Origin of the sequence: Paenibacillus sp. FSL W7-1287, assembly GCF_038004245.1 — a bacterium.
In the GTDB taxonomy this organism is placed as follows: domain Bacteria; phylum Bacillota; class Bacilli; order Paenibacillales; family Paenibacillaceae; genus Pristimantibacillus; species Pristimantibacillus camelliae.
In genome coordinates this window covers 121463-139713 of record NZ_JBBORD010000002.1, presented here as the reverse complement: position 1 = coordinate 139713, position 18251 = coordinate 121463, and the positions used below count along the sequence as shown (strand labels likewise).

The 18251-nt window shown below is 41.8% G+C and carries 17 protein-coding genes; 3 read left to right on the top strand and 14 right to left on the bottom strand.

The features are described 5' to 3' along the window. Positions 1–88 precede the first annotated feature (88 nt). Complete coding sequence (gene nrdR / locus NSQ99_RS20740; RefSeq protein WP_251670307.1) at positions 89–565, bottom strand: transcriptional regulator NrdR; 477 nt, start codon at positions 563–565, stop codon at positions 89–91. 95 nt (positions 566–660) lie between these two features. On the opposite strand from nrdR, the gene NSQ99_RS20735 reads away from it, so the two are divergent. After that, entirely contained in the window at positions 661–873 is a 213-nt protein-coding gene (locus tag NSQ99_RS20735; RefSeq protein ID WP_251670305.1) for an alpha/beta-type small acid-soluble spore protein, read from the top strand. A gap of 123 nt (positions 874–996) precedes the next feature. Here NSQ99_RS20735 and NSQ99_RS20730 read toward each other — a convergent pair whose 3' ends face one another. The 11 genes from NSQ99_RS20730 to NSQ99_RS20680 all read right to left on the bottom strand — a co-directional run bounded on the left by NSQ99_RS20730 (position 997) and on the right by NSQ99_RS20680 (position 13147). After that, complete coding sequence (locus NSQ99_RS20730; protein ID WP_251670304.1) at positions 997–1623, bottom strand: lytic transglycosylase domain-containing protein; 627 nt, start codon at positions 1621–1623, stop codon at positions 997–999. Next, the gene (coaE, locus tag NSQ99_RS20725) at positions 1620–2216 is read right to left on the bottom strand and encodes a dephospho-CoA kinase (RefSeq protein ID WP_251670303.1); all 597 of its coding nucleotides are present in this window, start codon (positions 2214–2216) and stop codon (positions 1620–1622) included. Before coaE ends, NSQ99_RS20730 begins: the two co-directional genes overlap by 4 nt. 13 nt (positions 2217–2229) lie before the next feature. Continuing rightward, the gene (locus NSQ99_RS20720; RefSeq protein WP_251670301.1) at positions 2230–2949 is read right to left on the bottom strand and encodes an MntP/YtaF family protein; all 720 of its coding nucleotides are present in this window, start codon (positions 2947–2949) and stop codon (positions 2230–2232) included. 95 nt (positions 2950–3044) lie between these two features. Then, positions 3045–3878, bottom strand: a complete 834-nt coding sequence (gene mutM / locus NSQ99_RS20715; protein ID WP_251670299.1) for a DNA-formamidopyrimidine glycosylase — start codon at positions 3876–3878, stop codon at positions 3045–3047. A 20-nt stretch (positions 3879–3898) separates the two neighbouring features. Then, positions 3899–6574: a DNA polymerase I gene (gene polA, locus NSQ99_RS20710; RefSeq protein ID WP_251670297.1), complete on the bottom strand. Its 2676-nt coding sequence runs from the start codon at positions 6572–6574 to the stop codon at positions 3899–3901. 774 nt (positions 6575–7348) lie between these two features. After that, the gene (gene phoU, locus NSQ99_RS20705; protein WP_340839219.1) at positions 7349–8008 is read right to left on the bottom strand and encodes a phosphate signaling complex protein PhoU; all 660 of its coding nucleotides are present in this window, start codon (positions 8006–8008) and stop codon (positions 7349–7351) included. Positions 8009–8045: 37 nt separating this feature from the next. Next, positions 8046–8801 (bottom strand): phosphate ABC transporter ATP-binding protein PstB, encoded by a 756-nt coding sequence (gene pstB, locus NSQ99_RS20700; protein ID WP_340838929.1) that lies wholly within the window; start codon positions 8799–8801, stop codon positions 8046–8048. 33 nt (positions 8802–8834) lie between these two features. Next, positions 8835–9710 carry a phosphate ABC transporter permease PstA gene (pstA, locus tag NSQ99_RS20695; RefSeq protein WP_251670294.1) on the bottom strand — a complete coding sequence of 292 codons (876 nt, stop codon included), beginning with the start codon at positions 9708–9710 and terminating at the stop codon, positions 8835–8837. Between the two features lies 1 nt (position 9711). Further along, positions 9712–10563 (bottom strand): phosphate ABC transporter permease subunit PstC, encoded by an 852-nt coding sequence (gene pstC / locus NSQ99_RS20690; protein WP_445670574.1) that lies wholly within the window; start codon positions 10561–10563, stop codon positions 9712–9714. A gap of 200 nt (positions 10564–10763) precedes the next feature. Further along, positions 10764–11789, bottom strand: a complete 1026-nt coding sequence (locus NSQ99_RS20685) for a PstS family phosphate ABC transporter substrate-binding protein (RefSeq protein ID WP_340839218.1) — start codon at positions 11787–11789, stop codon at positions 10764–10766. A 143-nt stretch (positions 11790–11932) separates the two neighbouring features. After that, positions 11933–13147 (bottom strand): methyl-accepting chemotaxis protein, encoded by a 1215-nt coding sequence (locus NSQ99_RS20680; RefSeq protein ID WP_340838927.1) that lies wholly within the window; start codon positions 13145–13147, stop codon positions 11933–11935. 179 nt (positions 13148–13326) lie between these two features. Between NSQ99_RS20680 and NSQ99_RS20675 the strand changes: the two genes are divergently transcribed. Continuing rightward, positions 13327–14196, top strand: coding sequence for an AraC family transcriptional regulator (locus NSQ99_RS20675; protein ID WP_340838926.1), 870 nt, complete (start codon positions 13327–13329; stop codon positions 14194–14196). 70 nt (positions 14197–14266) lie between these two features. On the opposite strand, the gene NSQ99_RS20670 is transcribed toward NSQ99_RS20675, so the two are convergent. Next, entirely contained in the window at positions 14267–14989 is a 723-nt protein-coding gene (locus NSQ99_RS20670; protein WP_251670287.1) for a response regulator transcription factor, read from the bottom strand. 73 nt (positions 14990–15062) lie between these two features. Beyond that, the gene (gene pnpS, locus NSQ99_RS20665) at positions 15063–16841 is read right to left on the bottom strand and encodes a two-component system histidine kinase PnpS (RefSeq protein ID WP_340838925.1); all 1779 of its coding nucleotides are present in this window, start codon (positions 16839–16841) and stop codon (positions 15063–15065) included. A 234-nt stretch (positions 16842–17075) separates the two neighbouring features. Here pnpS and NSQ99_RS20660 point away from each other — a divergent pair, with 234 nt between their 5' ends. After that, positions 17076–18215, top strand: a complete 1140-nt coding sequence (locus NSQ99_RS20660; RefSeq protein WP_340838924.1) for a YfbR-like 5'-deoxynucleotidase — start codon at positions 17076–17078, stop codon at positions 18213–18215. Positions 18216–18251: the final 36 nt, after the last annotated feature.

Below are 18251 nucleotides of genomic sequence, written 5' to 3'. Positions count from 1 at the left end.
TGGACAACAGCAATTAAAACCTCACTGTTTACGAAGCACACAAAAGGGGTCTCAAAGTCAAAAGTGACTTTGAGACCCCTTCATATTTTTATTCCTCAGAAGAAGGAATTCTAGAGTTAGACAGCAATGTATTAAGCTCCTTCATGAACATGTCAATATCTTTAAACTGACGATATACAGAAGCGAATCGTACATATGCAACCTCATCAACTGGATACAGCTGCTTCATAACACTAGCTCCAATTGCACTGCTATCTACCTCTGCAAGAGCTGTCGTTCGAAGCTCTTTCTCAACCTCAGACACGATCACTTCTAAGCGTTCCACTGGAACTGGACGCTTTTCGCATGCTCGAATCAAGCCTCTAAGAATTTTATCACGGCTAAATTCTTCACGGCTGCCGTCTTTCTTAATAACGATAAGCGGCGTTTCCTCGATCATCTCAAATGTTGTAAATCGTCGACTGCACTTCTCGCATTCACGACGCCTACGAATGGATTTGTTTTCGTTAGCAGGACGGGAATCTAAAACTTTAGTACCTGAGTAATCACAGTATGGGCACTTCATCTATAACCCTCCTTTCTTTTTGCCAGACGTTTCCTGTAATAAATCATTAAATCTCGCACATAATACTTTTACCAACCGCAAGGAGGTGAAACAATATGTCACGAAATCGTAACAGCAACCAATTGCTAATTCCTCAAGCAATCGAAGCTATTGATCGATTGAAATTCGAAGTAGCGCAAGAACTTGGTATCGCGATTCCACAAGACGGTTACTACGGTAATGTTCTTACAAAAGAGACTGGTTATATCGGTGGTAACATCACTCGTCGCCTTGTCCAAATCGCGGAACAATCTTTAGCAGGTCGTTAATTTATAATTTAGTGTTCTAGAAGTATGATGCAATGGGTCTGCCCTACTTAGGGCAGTCTCATTGCTTATTAACGCCTCAATTGTTAATCATATTATAATATTGCAGCTTTATCTCAGTCCAGCTTAAAGTTCTGATTTGCCGACTGCATCAATTTCCATTTGAGCATGATGAGCTTCGTGCTTTAGCTTAGGATAAAGCTCTTTATACTTATTGTAGTAATAAATAACCTTCTGTACATATTTCCGTGTTTCTCCAAATGGGATTTGATCTGCAGACTCATAGCTTCCATCCCACGTGCCTTCCTCCAGCCACCTTATTACGTTACCGGGTCCAGCATTGTAAGCGGCGACCGATTTAATAAGATCTCCATCAAATCGATCTAATAGATGCTTAATATACCATACCCCTAGCTCTATATTCGACTCAGGATTAAACTTGAGCTCTTGAACTGTAAATTTATCCATATCAGTTAGCTCGATAATCCATTCTGCAGTTGTAGGCATTAGCTGCATTAATCCAACGGCTCCCTTATGGGATTCTCTTCCTGTTTGAAAATTGGATTCGACACGTATAATGGCTGCAATCAGATGCGGATCAACCTCATATTTATCCGACATTTCAACAATAATTCCTTCGTATTTCACAGGGTACATCCATTTACTTAACCAGCTCGACTGAATAAATAGAATTGCGATAAAGCATATGATGACTAACAGCAGCAGTTTACGGCGCGTTCGTTTTTTCTTCATTCGCTACCTAGCCTTTTCATAAGCGATTCAACCTGTTGCCGGGTGTATTCTAACGTTGAAGAGTTATCGATAACCCAGTTGGCTCGACTTTTCTTCTCTTCAATATCCATTTGGGATGCAATTCGTGCTTCCGCCTCATCCTTTGTTAGACCATTTCGCTTCATTAAACGTTCAAGCTGCAGCTCACGAGGGATATAGACGACAAGTACCCCTTCATATAAATGAGCCTGATTCGTTTCATACAATAAAGGGATATCTGCTACGATTAACGCATGAGGCTGCTGCTGCTTGTACACCTCAATGGTTTGAAGCATTCGTTCTCGAATCGCTGGATGAGTAATCTGCTCCAGCTGTTTAAGCTTGTCCGAGTCAGAAAAAACAATAGACCCTAGTTGCTTTCGATTTAAGCTACCGTCTGGATAGAGTACTTCCTTACCAAAGCTTTTCGCGATTTGTAGTAGAGCAGGCTCTCCCGGCTCCACTACTTCGCGAGCAACCTGATCCGCATCAACAAGCAAAGCATTATGCTCAACTAGCATTGCGCTGACTGTACTTTTACCACTAGCAATTCCGCCTGTTAATCCGATCAGCATTGCATTCACCTCACTAAAATAATTTCATTACACCTAATAAAATGAGCAGCAGTCCCGGCAAACCACTTATATAATGTACCATCGGTAAATGTGAGAGCTTACGGCCGAGCATCGTACCTACTATAAGAAACATCGCACTAAAGCATGCAATGATTAATGGCGTATAAACGGCTGGAAGCCCAAGCATAGCCGCTCCGAGTCCTGCCCCAAGCGCATCCAGAGACAGTGCTATGCCAAGCATCAAGGCCTCAGAGGAGGATATCGTTCCAGAATCATCAAAATCTGCCGTCTGTGGCTTACGTAAAATCTGTATGACCACTCCAAGTCGCTTAAATTCAATTGTAAACAATGTAGAATTAATCATCTCAGGCTTCGCATGCTCGTTGCTAAGCTGTGCTTGCTGTCCATGATCATCACCATCTTGCACTAGCTCAGTATGAACTTCCTTTTGCTCACGTAGATTTCGATAAAATTGATATAAAGCCCAGCATCCAATTGCAATTAATATGACTGCACCGATTCGACTTGCTACAATTGGCGGTAAAAAAGAGGTAAGCCAAGTACCCGCCTGCATGGAAATAGCAATAACACCGCCGGAGCAGCAAGCTATAATTACTATTGAAAGAAACGGAATCGTTATTTTACGCAAACCATAGGTTATTCCAACACCGAAGCTATCAAGACTCACTGCAATGGCTAATGCCGCAATAGACGCAAAATGTATGAATAACATGTTCGAACTCCTTCCTACATCAGTACAATACGTCGTAGACAAATGCCTACAAGCGTAACGTATCATATGCGTAGGTAAGGATATCCGTGATTATTCTATTTTTTCATTCGCTGACATTTGGGACAGATATGCGTCCCTCTACCACCAACTACGAATTTCTCAATTGGGGTCCCGCAGCTGCTGCACGGCTCATTTACTCGACCATATGCAAGCAACTGCTGCTGGAACATCCCCATTTCACCTTGTCCATTAACATAGGACTTAATCGATGAACCTCCTGCTTCAACAGCACGACTTAACGTATCCACAATAGCTTGATGCAATCTTTTCCATTCCTGAGTTGTTAACGTATCTGGCGTACGCTCCGGGTGTATTTTAGCAGTAAACAGCGCTTCATCGACATATATATTCCCTAATCCAACAATTAATTCTTGGTTTAATAGGAGTGGCTTTATTTTGGATGTACGTTTTTCCAGCTTACTGCGAAGCAGCTCGAACGTAAATTGATCCGATAACGGCTCAACACCCAGCTTTCTCAGCGGGAGCTCGAGCAGCTCCTCACCCTCCTTGAATAAATGCATCGTACCAAATTGACGAACATCCTTATATCTTAACTGGGTTCCATCCGTAAAATCAAATATAACATGGGTGTGCTTCTCCACAGGCTCATCATCGACATATACCCCGTAGCGGCCCTCCATACGTAAATGGGAAACAAGAACCAAACCATCTAATATAATTCGAAGAAATTTTCCTCTTCTTGCTACATCGACAATGCTGTGTCCGATCAAAGCATCGCAAAATTGCTCAATTTCCTCTGGTTTTTGAATAATTCTAGGCAAAAACACTTGAACATTCTCGATTGTTTTTCCAACAACAAGCGACTTTAATGTTCTAGCAACCGTTTCTACCTCTGGTAGCTCTGGCAATTTCCGTCACCTCAATTTAATTATTTCGCTTCATACCAGCTATCGCCATAGCTTACTTCAGCAACGAGAGGAACGTCAAGCTTGATTGCTTCTGCCATAACCTGCGGTACAAGCTCCTTCATAAGCTCAAGCTCATTCGGTGGCACTTCGAAAACAAGCTCATCATGCACCTGCAGTAGCATCCGACTTTGTAGATTGCGCTGCTTAAGCTCATCATTCATGCGAACCATAGCCAGCTTGATAATATCTGCCGCTGAGCCTTGAATTGGTGTATTCATCGCTATTCGCTCTGCAAATGAACGTATATTGTAGTTCGAGGCATGAATATCAGGAACATAACGACGACGCTCCAGCAATGTAACGATATAGCCGTTTTGCTTCGCCTCAGCTACAATATCATCCATGTATTTGCGAACACCGCTAAACACATTAAAATACTGCTCAATAAACTGTGACGCTTCCTTACGTGTGATTCCTAGATTTTGTGATAGTCCAAAATCACTAATGCCGTATACAATACCAAAGTTCACTGCTTTCGCCGATCGGCGCATATTGCTGTCCACCTGATCAGCTGTAACTCCAAAAACATCCATTGCTGTTTTCGTATGAATATCGAGGTTATGATTGAACGCTTCCTTTAACCGTTCATCACCCGAGATATGAGCAAGAACACGAAGCTCAATCTGAGAGTAGTCTGCAGCAACAATACTCCAGCCTGGCTCAGATGGAACGAATGCTTTTCTTATTTTTCTTCCCTCTTCCAAACGAATTGGAATGTTTTGTAGATTAGGGAATTGAGAGCTTAATCGTCCTGTCGCTGCTATCGTTTGACGATAGTACGTATGAATATGCCCCGTTTCCTCTCTGATCTCCTTCAACAAACCTTCAATGTATGTAGATTGAAGCTTAGACAGCTGTCGGTAATCAAGAATATGCTGAACGATCGGATGATACGGAGCCAGCTCTTCAAGCACTTCAGCATCAGTAGAATAGCCTGTTTTTGTTTTTTTCTTGGCAGGCAATCCAAGCTTTTCAAACAGCACTTCACCTAGCTGCTTAGGAGAGCTAATCTTAAATTCCATGCCAGCAAGCTCATATATGCTAGTTGTAAGTCGGGATAAGGCGGCCTCAAGCTCCACACCTTGCTGCTCCAGCTCTTTGCGCTCCACACTGATGCCTTGTCGCTCCATAGTCGCCAGTATCCGAGATAATGGTCCTTCAAGATCATAATAAAGTGAGGTCATTGACGTATCCTCTAGCTGCTTATTCAGCTTTGGTACAAGCTGCTGAACGATGCTCGCCTTCACCGCCAAATGATTAAAGAGCACAGACTGCTCTGGAAGCTTTAGCTTTGCTCCCTTACCATAGACTTCATCGTCTGAACGCAGTCCAAGCAGACCATTACGTTCAGCTATCGTATGTAAAAGCTGATTACCGTCTGTTGGGTCTAATAAATACGCAACAAGCTGTACATCAAAGAAACCCCCACCTAGCTTAATACCGTGCCAATGCAATACAAGCTCTATCTTATGTAAATCGTATCCATATTTTTTGATCTGTTCGTCGCCAAGCCAGTTAACAACTTCAGCTAGCTCCTGCTGCTTTAATAATGTAGGCGAGATGACAAATACCTCATCCCCAAACGCAATTGCTAAACCATTGAACGTTGCATGATGCGGATTGTCTCCGATCGCTTCGATGTATAAGCCATGCTCCTGTTCTTTGCCCAAGTAATCGATTAGCTGTGGCAGCTGGTCAAGGCTATCTTCAGTCAAATGATGAATACGAAGAGCTTCTAGCGCTTGCTTTGCTTCCTCTTGATTGGAGCTGCTGCCCACACTTACATCAAGACGTTCTAGCAATGACTTAAACTCGAGCTTACGCAGCTGTTCGGCTAGTGTCGATGAATCATAACCGCTATACGACATCTGCTCCTCAGTCAATGTAATCGGAACTTCGCGGAATATCGTCGCTAGCTGCTTGCTCATTAAAGCAGATTGCTGGTGATTCGTAAGGTTTTCCTTAAGCTTCCCTTTTTGAGCATCTAAGTTTTCGATGACTTCTTCGACCGTTGGGAACTGATGGAGCAGCTTAAGCGCTGTTTTTTCTCCTACTCCTGGAACGCCAGGGATATTATCGGAGGTATCTCCCATTAAACCTTTAAGATCTATAATTTGCTTCGGCTCTAGTCCGTATTTTTCCTGAATCGTTGCGGGAGAATAAAGCTCAACCTCGCTAACACCTTTGCGTGTAACAGCGATTGTTACGTTAGACGAAGCAAGCTGCAGCATGTCCTTATCACCAGAGATGACAAGGGTTTCAACATTTTGCTTGTCCGCTTCGGCAGTAAGTGTACCGATAATATCATCAGCTTCATATCCTTCGATCTCGTATTGAGCAATACCAAACGCTTGAATAAGCTCCTTCAGCATTGGAAACTGCTGTGATAGCTCAGGAGGAGTTTTCTGTCGTCCGGCTTTATATTCTGTAAATTGTTCGTGTCTAAAATTCGTTTTCCCAGCATCAAAGGCTACTAATATATGCGTTGGCTTTTGCTCTTCAATCAGCTTCAATAGCATGGTAGTAAATCCGTAGATCGCATTCGTTTGCATACCTGAAGAGTTTGTAAGAGGCGGCATAGCGAAAAACGCACGATATGTAATACTATTCCCATCTATAAGCATCCATTTTTTCATTTGAAGCTGCACCTCATTCTTTTTAACTTAACATACTCTATTATGATACCACAAAAAGGACCTTCCCTAATCATTTGATCTAGGGAAAGTCCTTTTTCGACAAAACAATACATGTATGATCACCAAGCTCAGCTTTCAGCAGGGCTGAATTCAAAATTCAACGTCGATTAAGCTTCCAGTTTAACTTCGTGATCAAAGCTGAATCTTTTTGAACTACCTCTTCAATAAAGGTTCAAAAAGTTCAGCTTTCAGCACCGAGAAGATTGGATGAAGCTAGAGATTGAGAAGCGCAGCGTACGTTTTGGGTACGTGAGCATCGGAAAGCTCGGCTGAATTCAATATTCGACGTCGAATCAACTTCCAGTTTAACTTCGTGATCAAAGCTGAATCTTTTTGAACTACCTCTTCAATAAAGGTTCAAAAAGTTCAGCTTTCAGCACCAAGAAGTTTGAATAAAGCTAGGGACAGAGGAGCGCAGCGTACGAATTATGTACGTGAGCACCACAAGGCCCGGCTGAATTCAAAATTCGACGTCGATTAATCCTTCAGTTAAACCTCGTGATCAAAGCTGAATCTTTTTGACTTCCACTTCAATAAAGATTCAAAAAGTTCAGCTTTCAGCACCGAGAAGTTTGAAAGAAGCTAGGGACAGAGGAGCGCAGCGTACGAATTATGTACGTGAGCACCACAAGGCCCGGCTGAATTCAAAATTCGACGTCGAATCAACTTCCAGTTCAACTTCGTGATCAAAGCTGAATCTTTTTGAACTACCTCTTAAGCGTTTAGGTCTGGACGTTTGCCTGTCACGAGGTAGACAACACTCTCACCAATATTCGTTGCATGATCACCATAGCGCTCGATATAGCGGCCAACGAAGCTTAACACTTGCGCTTGTGCGATATTGCGTGGGTTTTCCATCATAAGCAAAACGAGCTCGCGTGAAATTTGACTATATAGCGCATCGACTTGATCATCGTCTTTTGCCATTTTATAAGCAAGGTCCACATTCTCATCCACATAAGCCTGTATCGCTTCATACGTCATGTTACGAGCAATCTCACCCATACGTGGCAGGTCAATAATCGGCTTAATAAGAGGCTCTCCTTGCAATCTTAGCACCGCATTAGCAATATCACGAGCCAGGTCTCCCATACGCTCAAGATCGTTGGCAATTCGGAATGCTGCAATGATTCTACGAAGGTCCTTAGCAACTGGCTGCTGCGTAGCAATCAGCTTTAAGCCAAGCTCTAATATTCTTTCTTCCATCTCATTGACTTTAACGTCATCTGCAATAATCTTTTTTGCCTGTTCCTGATCATTATCCTTCAGTGAGTTAATTGCTTTTTCAACTGATTGTTCAACAAACTCGCCCATTTCTACAAGCCATTGATTCAATTGCTCAAGACCTTGGTCAAATTCTTTACGAAACGTCATCATGATGGAATCCTCCCCAATCGTTTTCTATTTTTATTTAACCGAAGCGACCGCTAATATAATCCTCTGTGCGTTGATCCTCAGGATTCGAGAATAGCTTCTCTGTATCATCATACTCAACAACTTCACCATTTAGGAAAAATACCGTTTGATTAGATACGCGAGCTGCCTGATGCATGTTGTGCGTAACCATAACAATCGTATATTTATCTCGCAGATCCTGCACAAGCTCTTCAATCTTCAGTGTTGAAATCGGATCAAGTGCTGATGTTGCTTCATCCATAAGAAGAATATCAGGATTTACAGCAAGTGCTCTTGCAATACATAGACGCTGCTGCTGACCACCGGAGATAGATAAAGCTGAACGCTTAAGATGATCCTTTACTTCGTTCCACAGCGCAGCTGATTTCAAGCTCGTTTCGACGATCTCATCGAGCTTTTGCTTGCTTTTTATACCATGCAAGCGAGGTCCGTATGCAATATTATCGTAGATTGATTTCGGAAATGGGTTAGGCTGCTGGAATACCATCCCTACCTTTTTACGAAGAGTTTCAACGTCGACCTCCTGAGAGTAAATATCAGTCCCGCTAATCGTTAGTTTACCTTCGATACGCGTTCCAGCTATCATATCATTCATTCGATTCAACGTACGAAGCAGCGTCGATTTACCACAGCCAGAAGGTCCAATAAAAGCTGTAACTGCTTTTTCGGGTATTGTAAGGTTAACGTTTTTTAGTGCATGAAAGTCTGAATAAAACAAATTTAGGTCTTTTGCTTCTATTAAAGTAGACATTCATAATTCCTCCATATCTATAGGTTCAGTAAGTTAGATGTTCTTCTGATATTTGTTCCGAATGATAACCGCAGTAATATTAAGCAAAATTAGAATCGCTAGCAAGATGATTATCGCACTTGCTCCCAAATCCTTGAATGCTACCTGTGGTCTTGAGATCCAGTTGTAAATCTGAATTGGCATCGCTGTAAATGCGTCCGTCAAGCTCTTCGGTAAAAATGCAACATAGGTTGAAGCACCCACGATAATAAGTGGAGCCGTTTCACCGATAGCGCGAGAAGCAGCTAGAATAACTCCAGTTAAAATACCTGGCAACGATGAAGGCAATACAGAACGAGATACTGTTTGCCATTTTGTTGCGCCTAGTGCGAAGGATGCATCTCTTCTTGAACGCGGCACTGCACGAATCGCTTCCTGAGCCGCTACAATAATAATTGGCAGTACGAGAAGCGTCATGGTAAGTGCTCCGGAAATCAAGCTTTTTTGGAGACTAAGCATACGAACAAATAATGCCAAACCTAAAATACCGTAAACGATAGAAGGAACGCCTGCCAACGTACTAATATTTAATTGAATTAAACGTGTTAATTTATTTTTTGGTGCATACTCCTCTAGATATATTGCCGCACCTACTCCAAGAATAAAAGATAGAGGAACTAGGATTAACATGATATACATAGAGCCGACTAAGCCTGATTTCATACCCGCATCTTCCGCTTTTCTTGATGGGAAATTCGTGAATAGATCCGGTGATAAATTCGACCAGCCATCGATGATAATGTCAACCAATAATACGGTAAGAGCGATAATCCCAACCGATGTCGCAAGTAAGAAGATCATATGAAGCGATTTATCTTTTACGCGGCGATTCGCAATTTGCTTACGGTTCGCATCATGGAAAATATTCATCCTAGTACTCCTCTCTGAAGCGTCTTGAAATGTATTGCGCTAAAATATTTAGTAGGAATGTAAATACGAACAACGTCATTCCAACGGCAAAAATTGATCCATATTCAATACTACCGTGAGCGATATCTCCTAAGCTCACTTGAACAATATAAGCCGTCATCGTCTGAATACTATCTAACGGATTAAACGTTAACGTCGGTGTTGAGCCTGCTGCTAATGAAACGATCATCGTTTCACCTAACGCACGTGAAAAGGCAAGCACCGCGGAAGATACGATACCAGAGAACGCAGCTGGAACGACGATTTTAAGTGCTACCTCAAAGCGAGTTGCACCAAGCGCATACGCACCATCACGCAATGAACGCGGAACAGCACTCATTGCATCCTCACTTAAGGAACAGATCATTGGAATGATCATAATACCAACGGCAATCCCTGCACTTAATGCGTTATATACGCCGGCACTAGGGAAAATAAACTGAATTACTGGTGTAATAATACTAATGGCAAAGTAACCATATACAATCGTCGGAACACCGGCAAGCACCTCAAGGATAGGCTTTACAATTCTACGAACCTTGTCTGGTGCATACTCAGATAAATAAATCGCACTCGCCAAACCGATTGGAAGAGCGACAATAATAGCGATTGACGTAATCATTAACGTTCCTGCTAAGAGCGGCAATATTCCAAATTGCTTAGGCTCAATGAGCGCCGACCACTTCGTTCCGAATAGAAAATCAAATATAGGGATTTCTCTAAAGAAATTTACTGTTTCCGATAATAATGTTATTACGATTCCAATTGTCGTGAAGACCGATACAATCGCACATAAAAATAGTAGTATAGGCATGATTTTATTGAGTATGCTTACACGACTATTTTTAAATGGATTGCTGCTTGATTTCGTTTTATCTATCGTTGTCTCTTGCTTGTTCGGCATCCTTTTTGCCTCCCCTATTGTTTACAATTCTTTAACATATTAGGAGAAAAAAAAGTGATGCCGAGAGACACCACATTTTTCTCTTTTACTGACTACAGACTATGAATCATTTATTTAAGAGCATCGATTTTAGCTAGTTGCTCGTCATACGCTTCTTGAGGCATACCTACGTAACCAACCTCGCCAGCAAGCTCACCAGCATTTTCAATGTAGAACTTAACGAATTCTGCTACTTCAGGGCGAGCCATTTCCGCGTTGTTAACGTAGAAGTAAAGCTCACGAGAAAGCGGAGTGTAAGAACCATCTTTAATTGTGTCAAACGTTGGAGTTACAGCACCACTGCCACCATCGATCGGAACAACTTTTAATGTATCTTTGTTTTCTTCATAGTAAGCATATCCAAAGTAACCAATTCCATTCGGTGTACCAGCAACTCCTGTTACAAGCGTATTATCATCCTCAGAGAATGTAACACCCTCTGTTTTCATGTTTGCATCTTCAAGAACTACTTCTGCGAAGTAATCATAAGTACCTGAGTCAGCACCTGGGCTGAAGATTACGATTGGCTCTGAAGGCCATTCTGCACGAATGTCAGACCAGTTTACTGCATTGCCTTCAACAGAGAAGATTTTTGTAAGCTCTTCAACTGTCAGATGATCGATAAAGTCATTTTGTTGGCTCACAACTACAGATAGACCATCATAAGCTACATCGATTTGGGTAAATTCAATGCCTGCTGCTTTTGCAGCTTCTGCTTCAGAATCCTTCATTGGACGAGAAGCGTTGGCAATTGGAATTTCACCAGCTGTAAATTGCTTCATACCGCCGCCTGTGCCAGAAACTCCGACTGGAACACGTACGTCAGGATGTACTTTTCTGAACTCTTCAGCAACGGCTTCTGTTACAGGGAATACTGTTGAGGATCCATCGATTTTGATTTCACCGCTAAGCTTAACTTCTGGCTCAGTAGACTCAGTTGGTGCATTTGCACTGTTTGTTGCTGCAGGTGCATTAGAGTTACTTGGTTGATTTGCTTCCTTATTGTTATTGTTGCCACATGCTGCTGTAAATACGAGTACTGCAGCCATAACTAGTGTTGCGAACCCCTTAATTGTTTTGCTCTTCAAAATAACCACTCCTCTTTTCATTTCCCTATTTGTTTATTCTCTTATTTGTCTTACATGTTTATAGTAATCATTGTTTGTTAATCTCATATTTTTATAATGTAAACACTGTGTAAAATAATTTTATTTGTTTAAAGGTTGTGTTTACATAAATATTACTTGTGAAGCTCTGAAAGCTTATTAAGCTCATTCATCGTTGCTTGTGCCTGTTCATTGGCCAGTTGAGCCTGTTGGTCGATATGCTGCAGTTCCTGTTTGTTTTGAGCAACCATCTTAAAGAGATCTTGAAAGATGGATTCCGCATTAGTAATCATTTCATCACTTTGTATACTAAAAACAGCTCCTCGCTCCGTTAAGTGCTTTGTGTCATGTATGGCTGTAACGATTTGCTCAATAGTATCTTTAATTTGAACAGCGTAACGCTTTGTTTGTGAGGCGAGATTCATCATCTCCGACGCTACGACGCCAAAGGATCGTCCATGCGCTCCAGCACGAGCTGCTTCAATCGAAGCATTAATAGCAAGCAAGTTGCTTTGCTCACTCAATTCCTGCACCAGCTTTGTCACGTTCTGAATGGTTGCTGCACCCAACTGCAGCTGCTCCATCTGTGACTGCTGCTGCTTAGCATTACTGCTTATGATCGCCACGGTATCAGTAAGCTTTTGCAGAACATTTTTCCCTTCTAACGTCATGTCGACCATCGTCTCGGATTTATGCTCACTCACCTGAACAGCAGCATGAACCTGTTCTACCTCTTCCACAATTCTTTTAATTGTACGCTTGGAGGAAGAGATCAGATGATATTGCGCCTCCTTCGATTGATTTTGCAGCGCTGTTGATAGCTTCAATAAGTCAGACATCGTTAGCACACCTTGTACACGCTTGCCATCACAGACGATGACACAATCATACAGATGTGTGCCTGTACGACCTAAGGCTTGCTTAACAATGTCATAAAGCTCTGTATGTACATCCACAATTAATGGGTTAGTATCCGTTAGCTTTATGATTGGTCGTTGACTATACAGCTCTCTAACTAATGGCAAGCTTAGCTTAATGAATAAAGCGTTACGCATAACTAGTCCAATTGGCTGTTGCTCTTCGTCGACGATGACGATGCATTCATGCTCAGGCTGCTCTCTGAACAGCTCAAGTACTCGCTCACAATTCATGCTCGGTGAAATAAAGGGAACACTCGTTACCGATTGAATAAGTATGTCATCAGCTTGTTCGAATGTTTGAAGAAGGAACTCTGCCTCCTTATCTTCATTAGAATACACACTTTCATTCATCTCTTTATGCTTAAGTTGGGTTGTCTTGGATGTGAATGATTCATGCTGCATCTTCTCTTTTTCATGTAATGCCTGCATTAAGATCATCTCCTATCACTGTATCTTAAGACCTACTATAGGAGATAAGCATTAGCTAACATGCAATGCTTTGTAAAGTTAATATTAAATTTCGTCCACATAAACGATATCTTTGTCATAGGACAGCTTTATAATGTTGTATATCCGCTCTATAATAAGAGTGAAGGGAGGAAGGCTCTATGGAGGCAACTCACGAAATCGTCCCGTATGACAATCCTTTGCTAAGTGTCCGTATTTTTCAAACACATCGAGATCAAAACACTCGCACAGAATGGCATTACCATAAACAGCTTGAACTGCTGCTTATACTTAACGGCAAGCTAGATTTGTATATGGAAGATGAATCATTGCAGCTTTGCAAGGACGATGTCGTCATTTTAGGGGCTTCAGAGCTTCATCGTGATTATTGTTCTGAAGCGCTTGAATATATTGTTGTGCAGTTTGATCTGGAGCATTTTTTCGATCAGAGCTCAATCTCTTATATGCGTTACTTTTCCGATACTCATGCTCCTTTAAGTAAAGCCAATTATATTTTTAATGAGCATCCACACATAAAGGCTGAAATCGCACGCTATATTCGCAGTATTCTAGAAGAGGCAACAACGAAAAATATAGGCTATGAAATCGCAGTAAGTATATTAATTAAGCAAATTTTATTAATGCTGCTTCGTAATGACAGCAAAAACATAATAGCCGAGCAGGAGCCTTTTGATAAAATTAGGCTCAAGCCTGTACTCGACCATGTCGAGCAGCATCTCGATGATCGTATTCAAGTAGAGGAAGTATGCCGCATTGCCAATATGAGCTATTATTATTTCGTCAAATTTTTCAAGAAAACAATCGGACTTTCTTTTACTGAATATGTAAACTATCGAAAAATAAAACGGGCCGAACGCCTATTGTTAACGAAGGATTTAAGTATAATGGAGGTGGGAGAAAAAATTGGCATGCCCAATATGGCCCACTTTTACAAAATGTTCAAAAAGTATAACGATTGCTCTCCAAAGCAATACCAAAAGAAAATGCTGCTTTGGAAATCTGAGGAGTAGATTGTGGTGGATGCACGATATGAAGCTCAACTATTCTATAGCATCTTTAAAATGTAAAAACTCGCAAGTCCTATGTGTTAGGGCTTACGAGTTTTTTTGGCATTACGAGCTTGTAGCCGACGCCTCGAATCGATTCAATACGTACGGACTGCTGTTCAAGCTCCAGCTTTTTCCGAAGAGAGCTTACATGGACATCAACGGTGCGCTGGCCTCCGATATAGTCAAAGCCCCATACGACATTCATGAGGTCATCACGACTAATGACCATACCTGGTCTCTGAACAAGATATAGCAGTACTTCGAACTCCTTCGGACGCAAGGAAATGGGCTGTCCTTTAACACTCACTTCATACTTCTCAGGATAAATAGACAGCTCACCAGCCTGAATCACCTTCTCATCAGAAAGTAGTGGTTTGGGATCCTCATTTTGCGTGCGACGAAGAACTGCTGATACACGGGCAAGCAATTCTGCTACACCGAAAGGTTTTGTTATATAATCATCAGCTCCATGCTTCAAACCTTGTACCACTTCTTCCTCTGCATTGCGAGCCGTAAGAATAATGACAGGCGTTCTCACTCCATTCTGGTGAAGGCGATTAAGAATTTCAAACCCGTTCATGCCAGGCAGCATAATATCTAGAATAATGAGATCAAACTTGTTCTGCAGCGCTGTCTGCAGCCCCTCACCACCATGCTCGATGACAGTAGTGTCATATCCCTCTTGTGTCAAATTGTAAGATAATAACCTTGAAAGTGTCGGCTCATCTTCAATGACCAGTATTTTATTCGACATTGCTTGACCTCCATACGAAACAATAATTCAATTAAGCATAGTGTAACACTAATATTAAAAAAATGTAAAACAATTAATGCATTAACGGAAGCTCTAGTGTAAAGGTTGTCCCTTCTCCAACTGCACTCTCCACAGTGATCGTCCCTTTATGCATCTCAACTAAATGCTTAACGATCGATAGACCTAGTCCCGTCCCGCCTGAACCTCTGGAACGTGCCTTATCCACACGGTAGAATCGCTCAAAGATACGTGGAAGATCTTTCTCTGGAATACCAATACCCGTATCTTTAATCGTAATTTGTACCTTCTCTTGCTCAGTAAGTGATATGTTAACGAAAATTTTCCCGCCTTCTGGTGTGTAGGATATTGCATTACTCAGCAGGTTCACAAAAATTTGTCTTAATCGATCCTCATCCCCCTCCATATAAAGCTCCTCAGGAGAAGTAAGATTTACTTCGATTTGCTTTTGATCTGCACTAACCTCAAGGATGGCAATCGTATTAGTCATAAATTGCTTAATATCTACAGGAGATAATATAAGCGGAGCACGACGAGATTCAATTTTAGACAGCTCCAAAATATCACCAATCAAGCGATTTAGACGTTCACTCTCATCGTAAATAATCCCAAGAAACGCCTTAGTCGTTTCTTCATCCTTAACAGCACCGCCCAGCAATGTTTCAGCGAAGCCTTTTACTGCTGCAATCGGTGTTTTTAGTTCATGAGAAACGTTAGCCACAAACTCACTTCTCATTCGCTCTAATCGGCGAATGGCCGATACGTCTTGCAATACAAGCAGTACCCCTCCGAGATCAGAGCTGCTGCCTTGATAGATTGGAACAATATTCAGCTCCAGCAGTCGTTCCTCTGGGTAATAGAATGTAATCTCCTCATGAATATGACTTTTCGTTTCAAAGCCTTCTATTATGAGCTGGGACAGCTCAAATTGCTGTTTCATTTCACGATAATGTCTACCTATGAGCTTGGCTGCAGAAATCCCTAGAATCTGCTCAGCACGTTCATTCATGATGAGAATCGAGCCGCTTGCATCCATCATGACAATGCCGTTAATCATATTGCTAAGCACGCTTTGCAGATGATTTTCATTCTGACGAATGCGGGTCATTTGAATCTGAAGACTCTCTGCCATTGCATTGATCGCATGTCCTAGCTCACCGATCTCATCATTCTTTTGCACATCAACACGGGCACGATAGTCCATATTTTTAATTCGTTTTGCAACCTGTGTAATTTTCTCAAGCGGTCTTGTCAAACCAAGCGCTATACGATAGCTTATTAGAGCTGCTACTACAAATAAAATAATTAAGCCTGCAACGAGTACGACTGTTAAGCTGCTTATCGATTGCTCAACCTCCTGCAGGCTGATTGCGAGCCGCAGCACGTAGTTTTCGTTACTAACCGTATTCGTCACTGGAATAGCAACGTACAGCATGCTTTGTTGTAGAGTGTCACTCGAGCGTGTTGATTTTCCAATTCCATTTTCAATCGCACCGATTATTTCCTCACGATGGCCATGGTTGTCCATATCGCGTGGATTATAATCTGAATCTGCAATGACGGTGCCGTCACCCTTGATAAGGGTAACTCGTGTTTCCATCAGCTCCTTCAGCTGTTGTACATGTGGCGTATAAAAATCAATAAGGAGCTCATCACTTCCGCTAATCCATTCCATCTGCGCGGCAATCAATCTCATTTCACGTTCCAGTGTATCTTCTAGTACATTAATATGGTTTTCCTTAAATGTTTTAAGCATCAATAAACCTGAAGCGATAACAGATAATGCGACCATAGAAATAATAATCGTCGTCAATCTCGCACGAAAGCTTAACACTACGCGACCTCCTTTGTCATTCGATCATGTCCTTATTCATCGTACTCTCGTCAGATCGCTTTGACTAGCTTCCGATTGTAAAAGTTTTGTAAACTTTTTTCATGAATGGCCTACTGCGCGCTAGTGAAGTAGGCTCGCAATCCCTTGAATCCACTAGTTGTTCCTTACAATTAACTGTATAATATCATAAATACATATGTATCGTTTGTTCAGATGAAAAGGATGAGGTGTATTATGAACAATAGTCATTATTACAAATCTATTTTCCAGATGCAATATGTTCGACGTTGGCAGGAATATTCACCAAGACACCAGGACAATGCAGCCAGTCACAGCTTCCGTTGCGCTGCAATTGCCGTTCTCATTAGCATTATTGAGCAACGTTTGTTAATGAAAGCAATATCTCCTGCGGAATTAATAGGTAAAGCTTTACTTCATGATCTGAACGAGACAGTTACAGGGTCTATTAAATATGTAACAAAAAAAGAGAAGACACTGATTGCACATATCCAAAGACTTGAGAGTGAGGTCAATCAGCAGCTTGTCAGTCATTTATCAAAATCACTTCAATATTCCTTTACACAGTATATCGTCCAAGCCGAAGATGCGAGCTATACTGGAGGACTAGTTCGTGACATTGATTCCTTTGATGCGATGCTGTTTTGCAAGCGCGAAAGCGAGCTGCAGCAAGGAGGGTATTTTACAGCCCGCTACGAAGAGCTGAGAACGCAGCTAGTATCGAGCAGCTATGATTCGGTCCGTTGGCTGTTACATGCCATGGAGCAGGATCAAGGTGTCGCCCAATTTTTAGATTATATACTTAATCTTGATATGATCGAGCGCTGGGGTGGCAGCTTTAATCTCATCCCTGATAACGATGCAACGCATAGCTTCCGTGTAGCAGCTATTGCATTGTTTCATGCTCATCTGGAAAAAGAAAAATATAAGATCGAGGATATCAATTTATACAGTTTGCTCGGCAAATCGATCATGCATGATGTCGTCGAAGGTGTAAGTGGAGATGTTGCATCGCCAATTAAGCACTCCTCTGTCGATGTGAAGGAAGCCTTCGCGCAGTTCGAGGCTCAAGTTGCAAGAGATATGGTCAATGAGCTGCCTAGCTTTATGATCGAGGATATGATGGACTTTTTAGTCTATGCGAAGGACGACACCTACGAGGGACTACTCGTTGACATCGCAGATAAAATCGATGCACTCATTAAAAGCAATCTTGAGATACGTAACAATCCTCATTACGCGTCCAAATACGAGCAGCAGCTTACCCATATTCAACATCGCTATGAGAACCCATCGGTCATTTTCTTCCTTGCCTATATATTGCATGATTTGACCTTTGATCACGTGATGCGGTAATCATTGGTATTAAAGCAGTAAAGGGGACAAAAGCCA

Coding starts and splice junctions, on each gene's coding strand:
- NSQ99_RS20675 (WP_340838926.1), top strand. CDS start 13,327: ATGGAGGCAACTCACGAAATCGTCCCGTATGACAATCCTTTGCTAAGT.
- NSQ99_RS20730 (WP_251670304.1), bottom strand. CDS start 1,623: ATGAAGAAAAAACGAACGCGCCGTAAACTGCTGCTGTTAGTCATCATA.
- coaE (WP_251670303.1), bottom strand. CDS start 2,216: ATGCTGATCGGATTAACAGGCGGAATTGCTAGTGGTAAAAGTACAGTC.
- pstB (WP_340838929.1), bottom strand. CDS start 8,801: ATGTCTACTTTAATAGAAGCAAAAGACCTAAATTTGTTTTATTCAGAC.
- polA (WP_251670297.1), bottom strand. CDS start 6,574: ATGAAAAAATGGATGCTTATAGATGGGAATAGTATTACATATCGTGCG.
- NSQ99_RS20670 (WP_251670287.1), bottom strand. CDS start 14,989: ATGTCGAATAAAATACTGGTCATTGAAGATGAGCCGACACTTTCAAGG.
- NSQ99_RS20735 (WP_251670305.1), top strand. CDS start 661: ATGTCACGAAATCGTAACAGCAACCAATTGCTAATTCCTCAAGCAATC.
- NSQ99_RS20680 (WP_340838927.1), bottom strand. CDS start 13,147: ATGCAGGCATTACATGAAAAAGAGAAGATGCAGCATGAATCATTCACA.
- pstC (WP_445670574.1), bottom strand. CDS start 10,563: ATGCCTATACTACTATTTTTATGTGCGATTGTATCGGTCTTCACGACA.
- nrdR (WP_251670307.1), bottom strand. CDS start 565: ATGAAGTGCCCATACTGTGATTACTCAGGTACTAAAGTTTTAGATTCC.
- NSQ99_RS20660 (WP_340838924.1), top strand. CDS start 17,076: ATGAACAATAGTCATTATTACAAATCTATTTTCCAGATGCAATATGTT.
- pstA (WP_251670294.1), bottom strand. CDS start 9,710: ATGAATATTTTCCATGATGCGAACCGTAAGCAAATTGCGAATCGCCGC.
- phoU (WP_340839219.1), bottom strand. CDS start 8,008: ATGACGTTTCGTAAAGAATTTGACCAAGGTCTTGAGCAATTGAATCAA.
- NSQ99_RS20720 (WP_251670301.1), bottom strand. CDS start 2,949: ATGTTATTCATACATTTTGCGTCTATTGCGGCATTAGCCATTGCAGTG.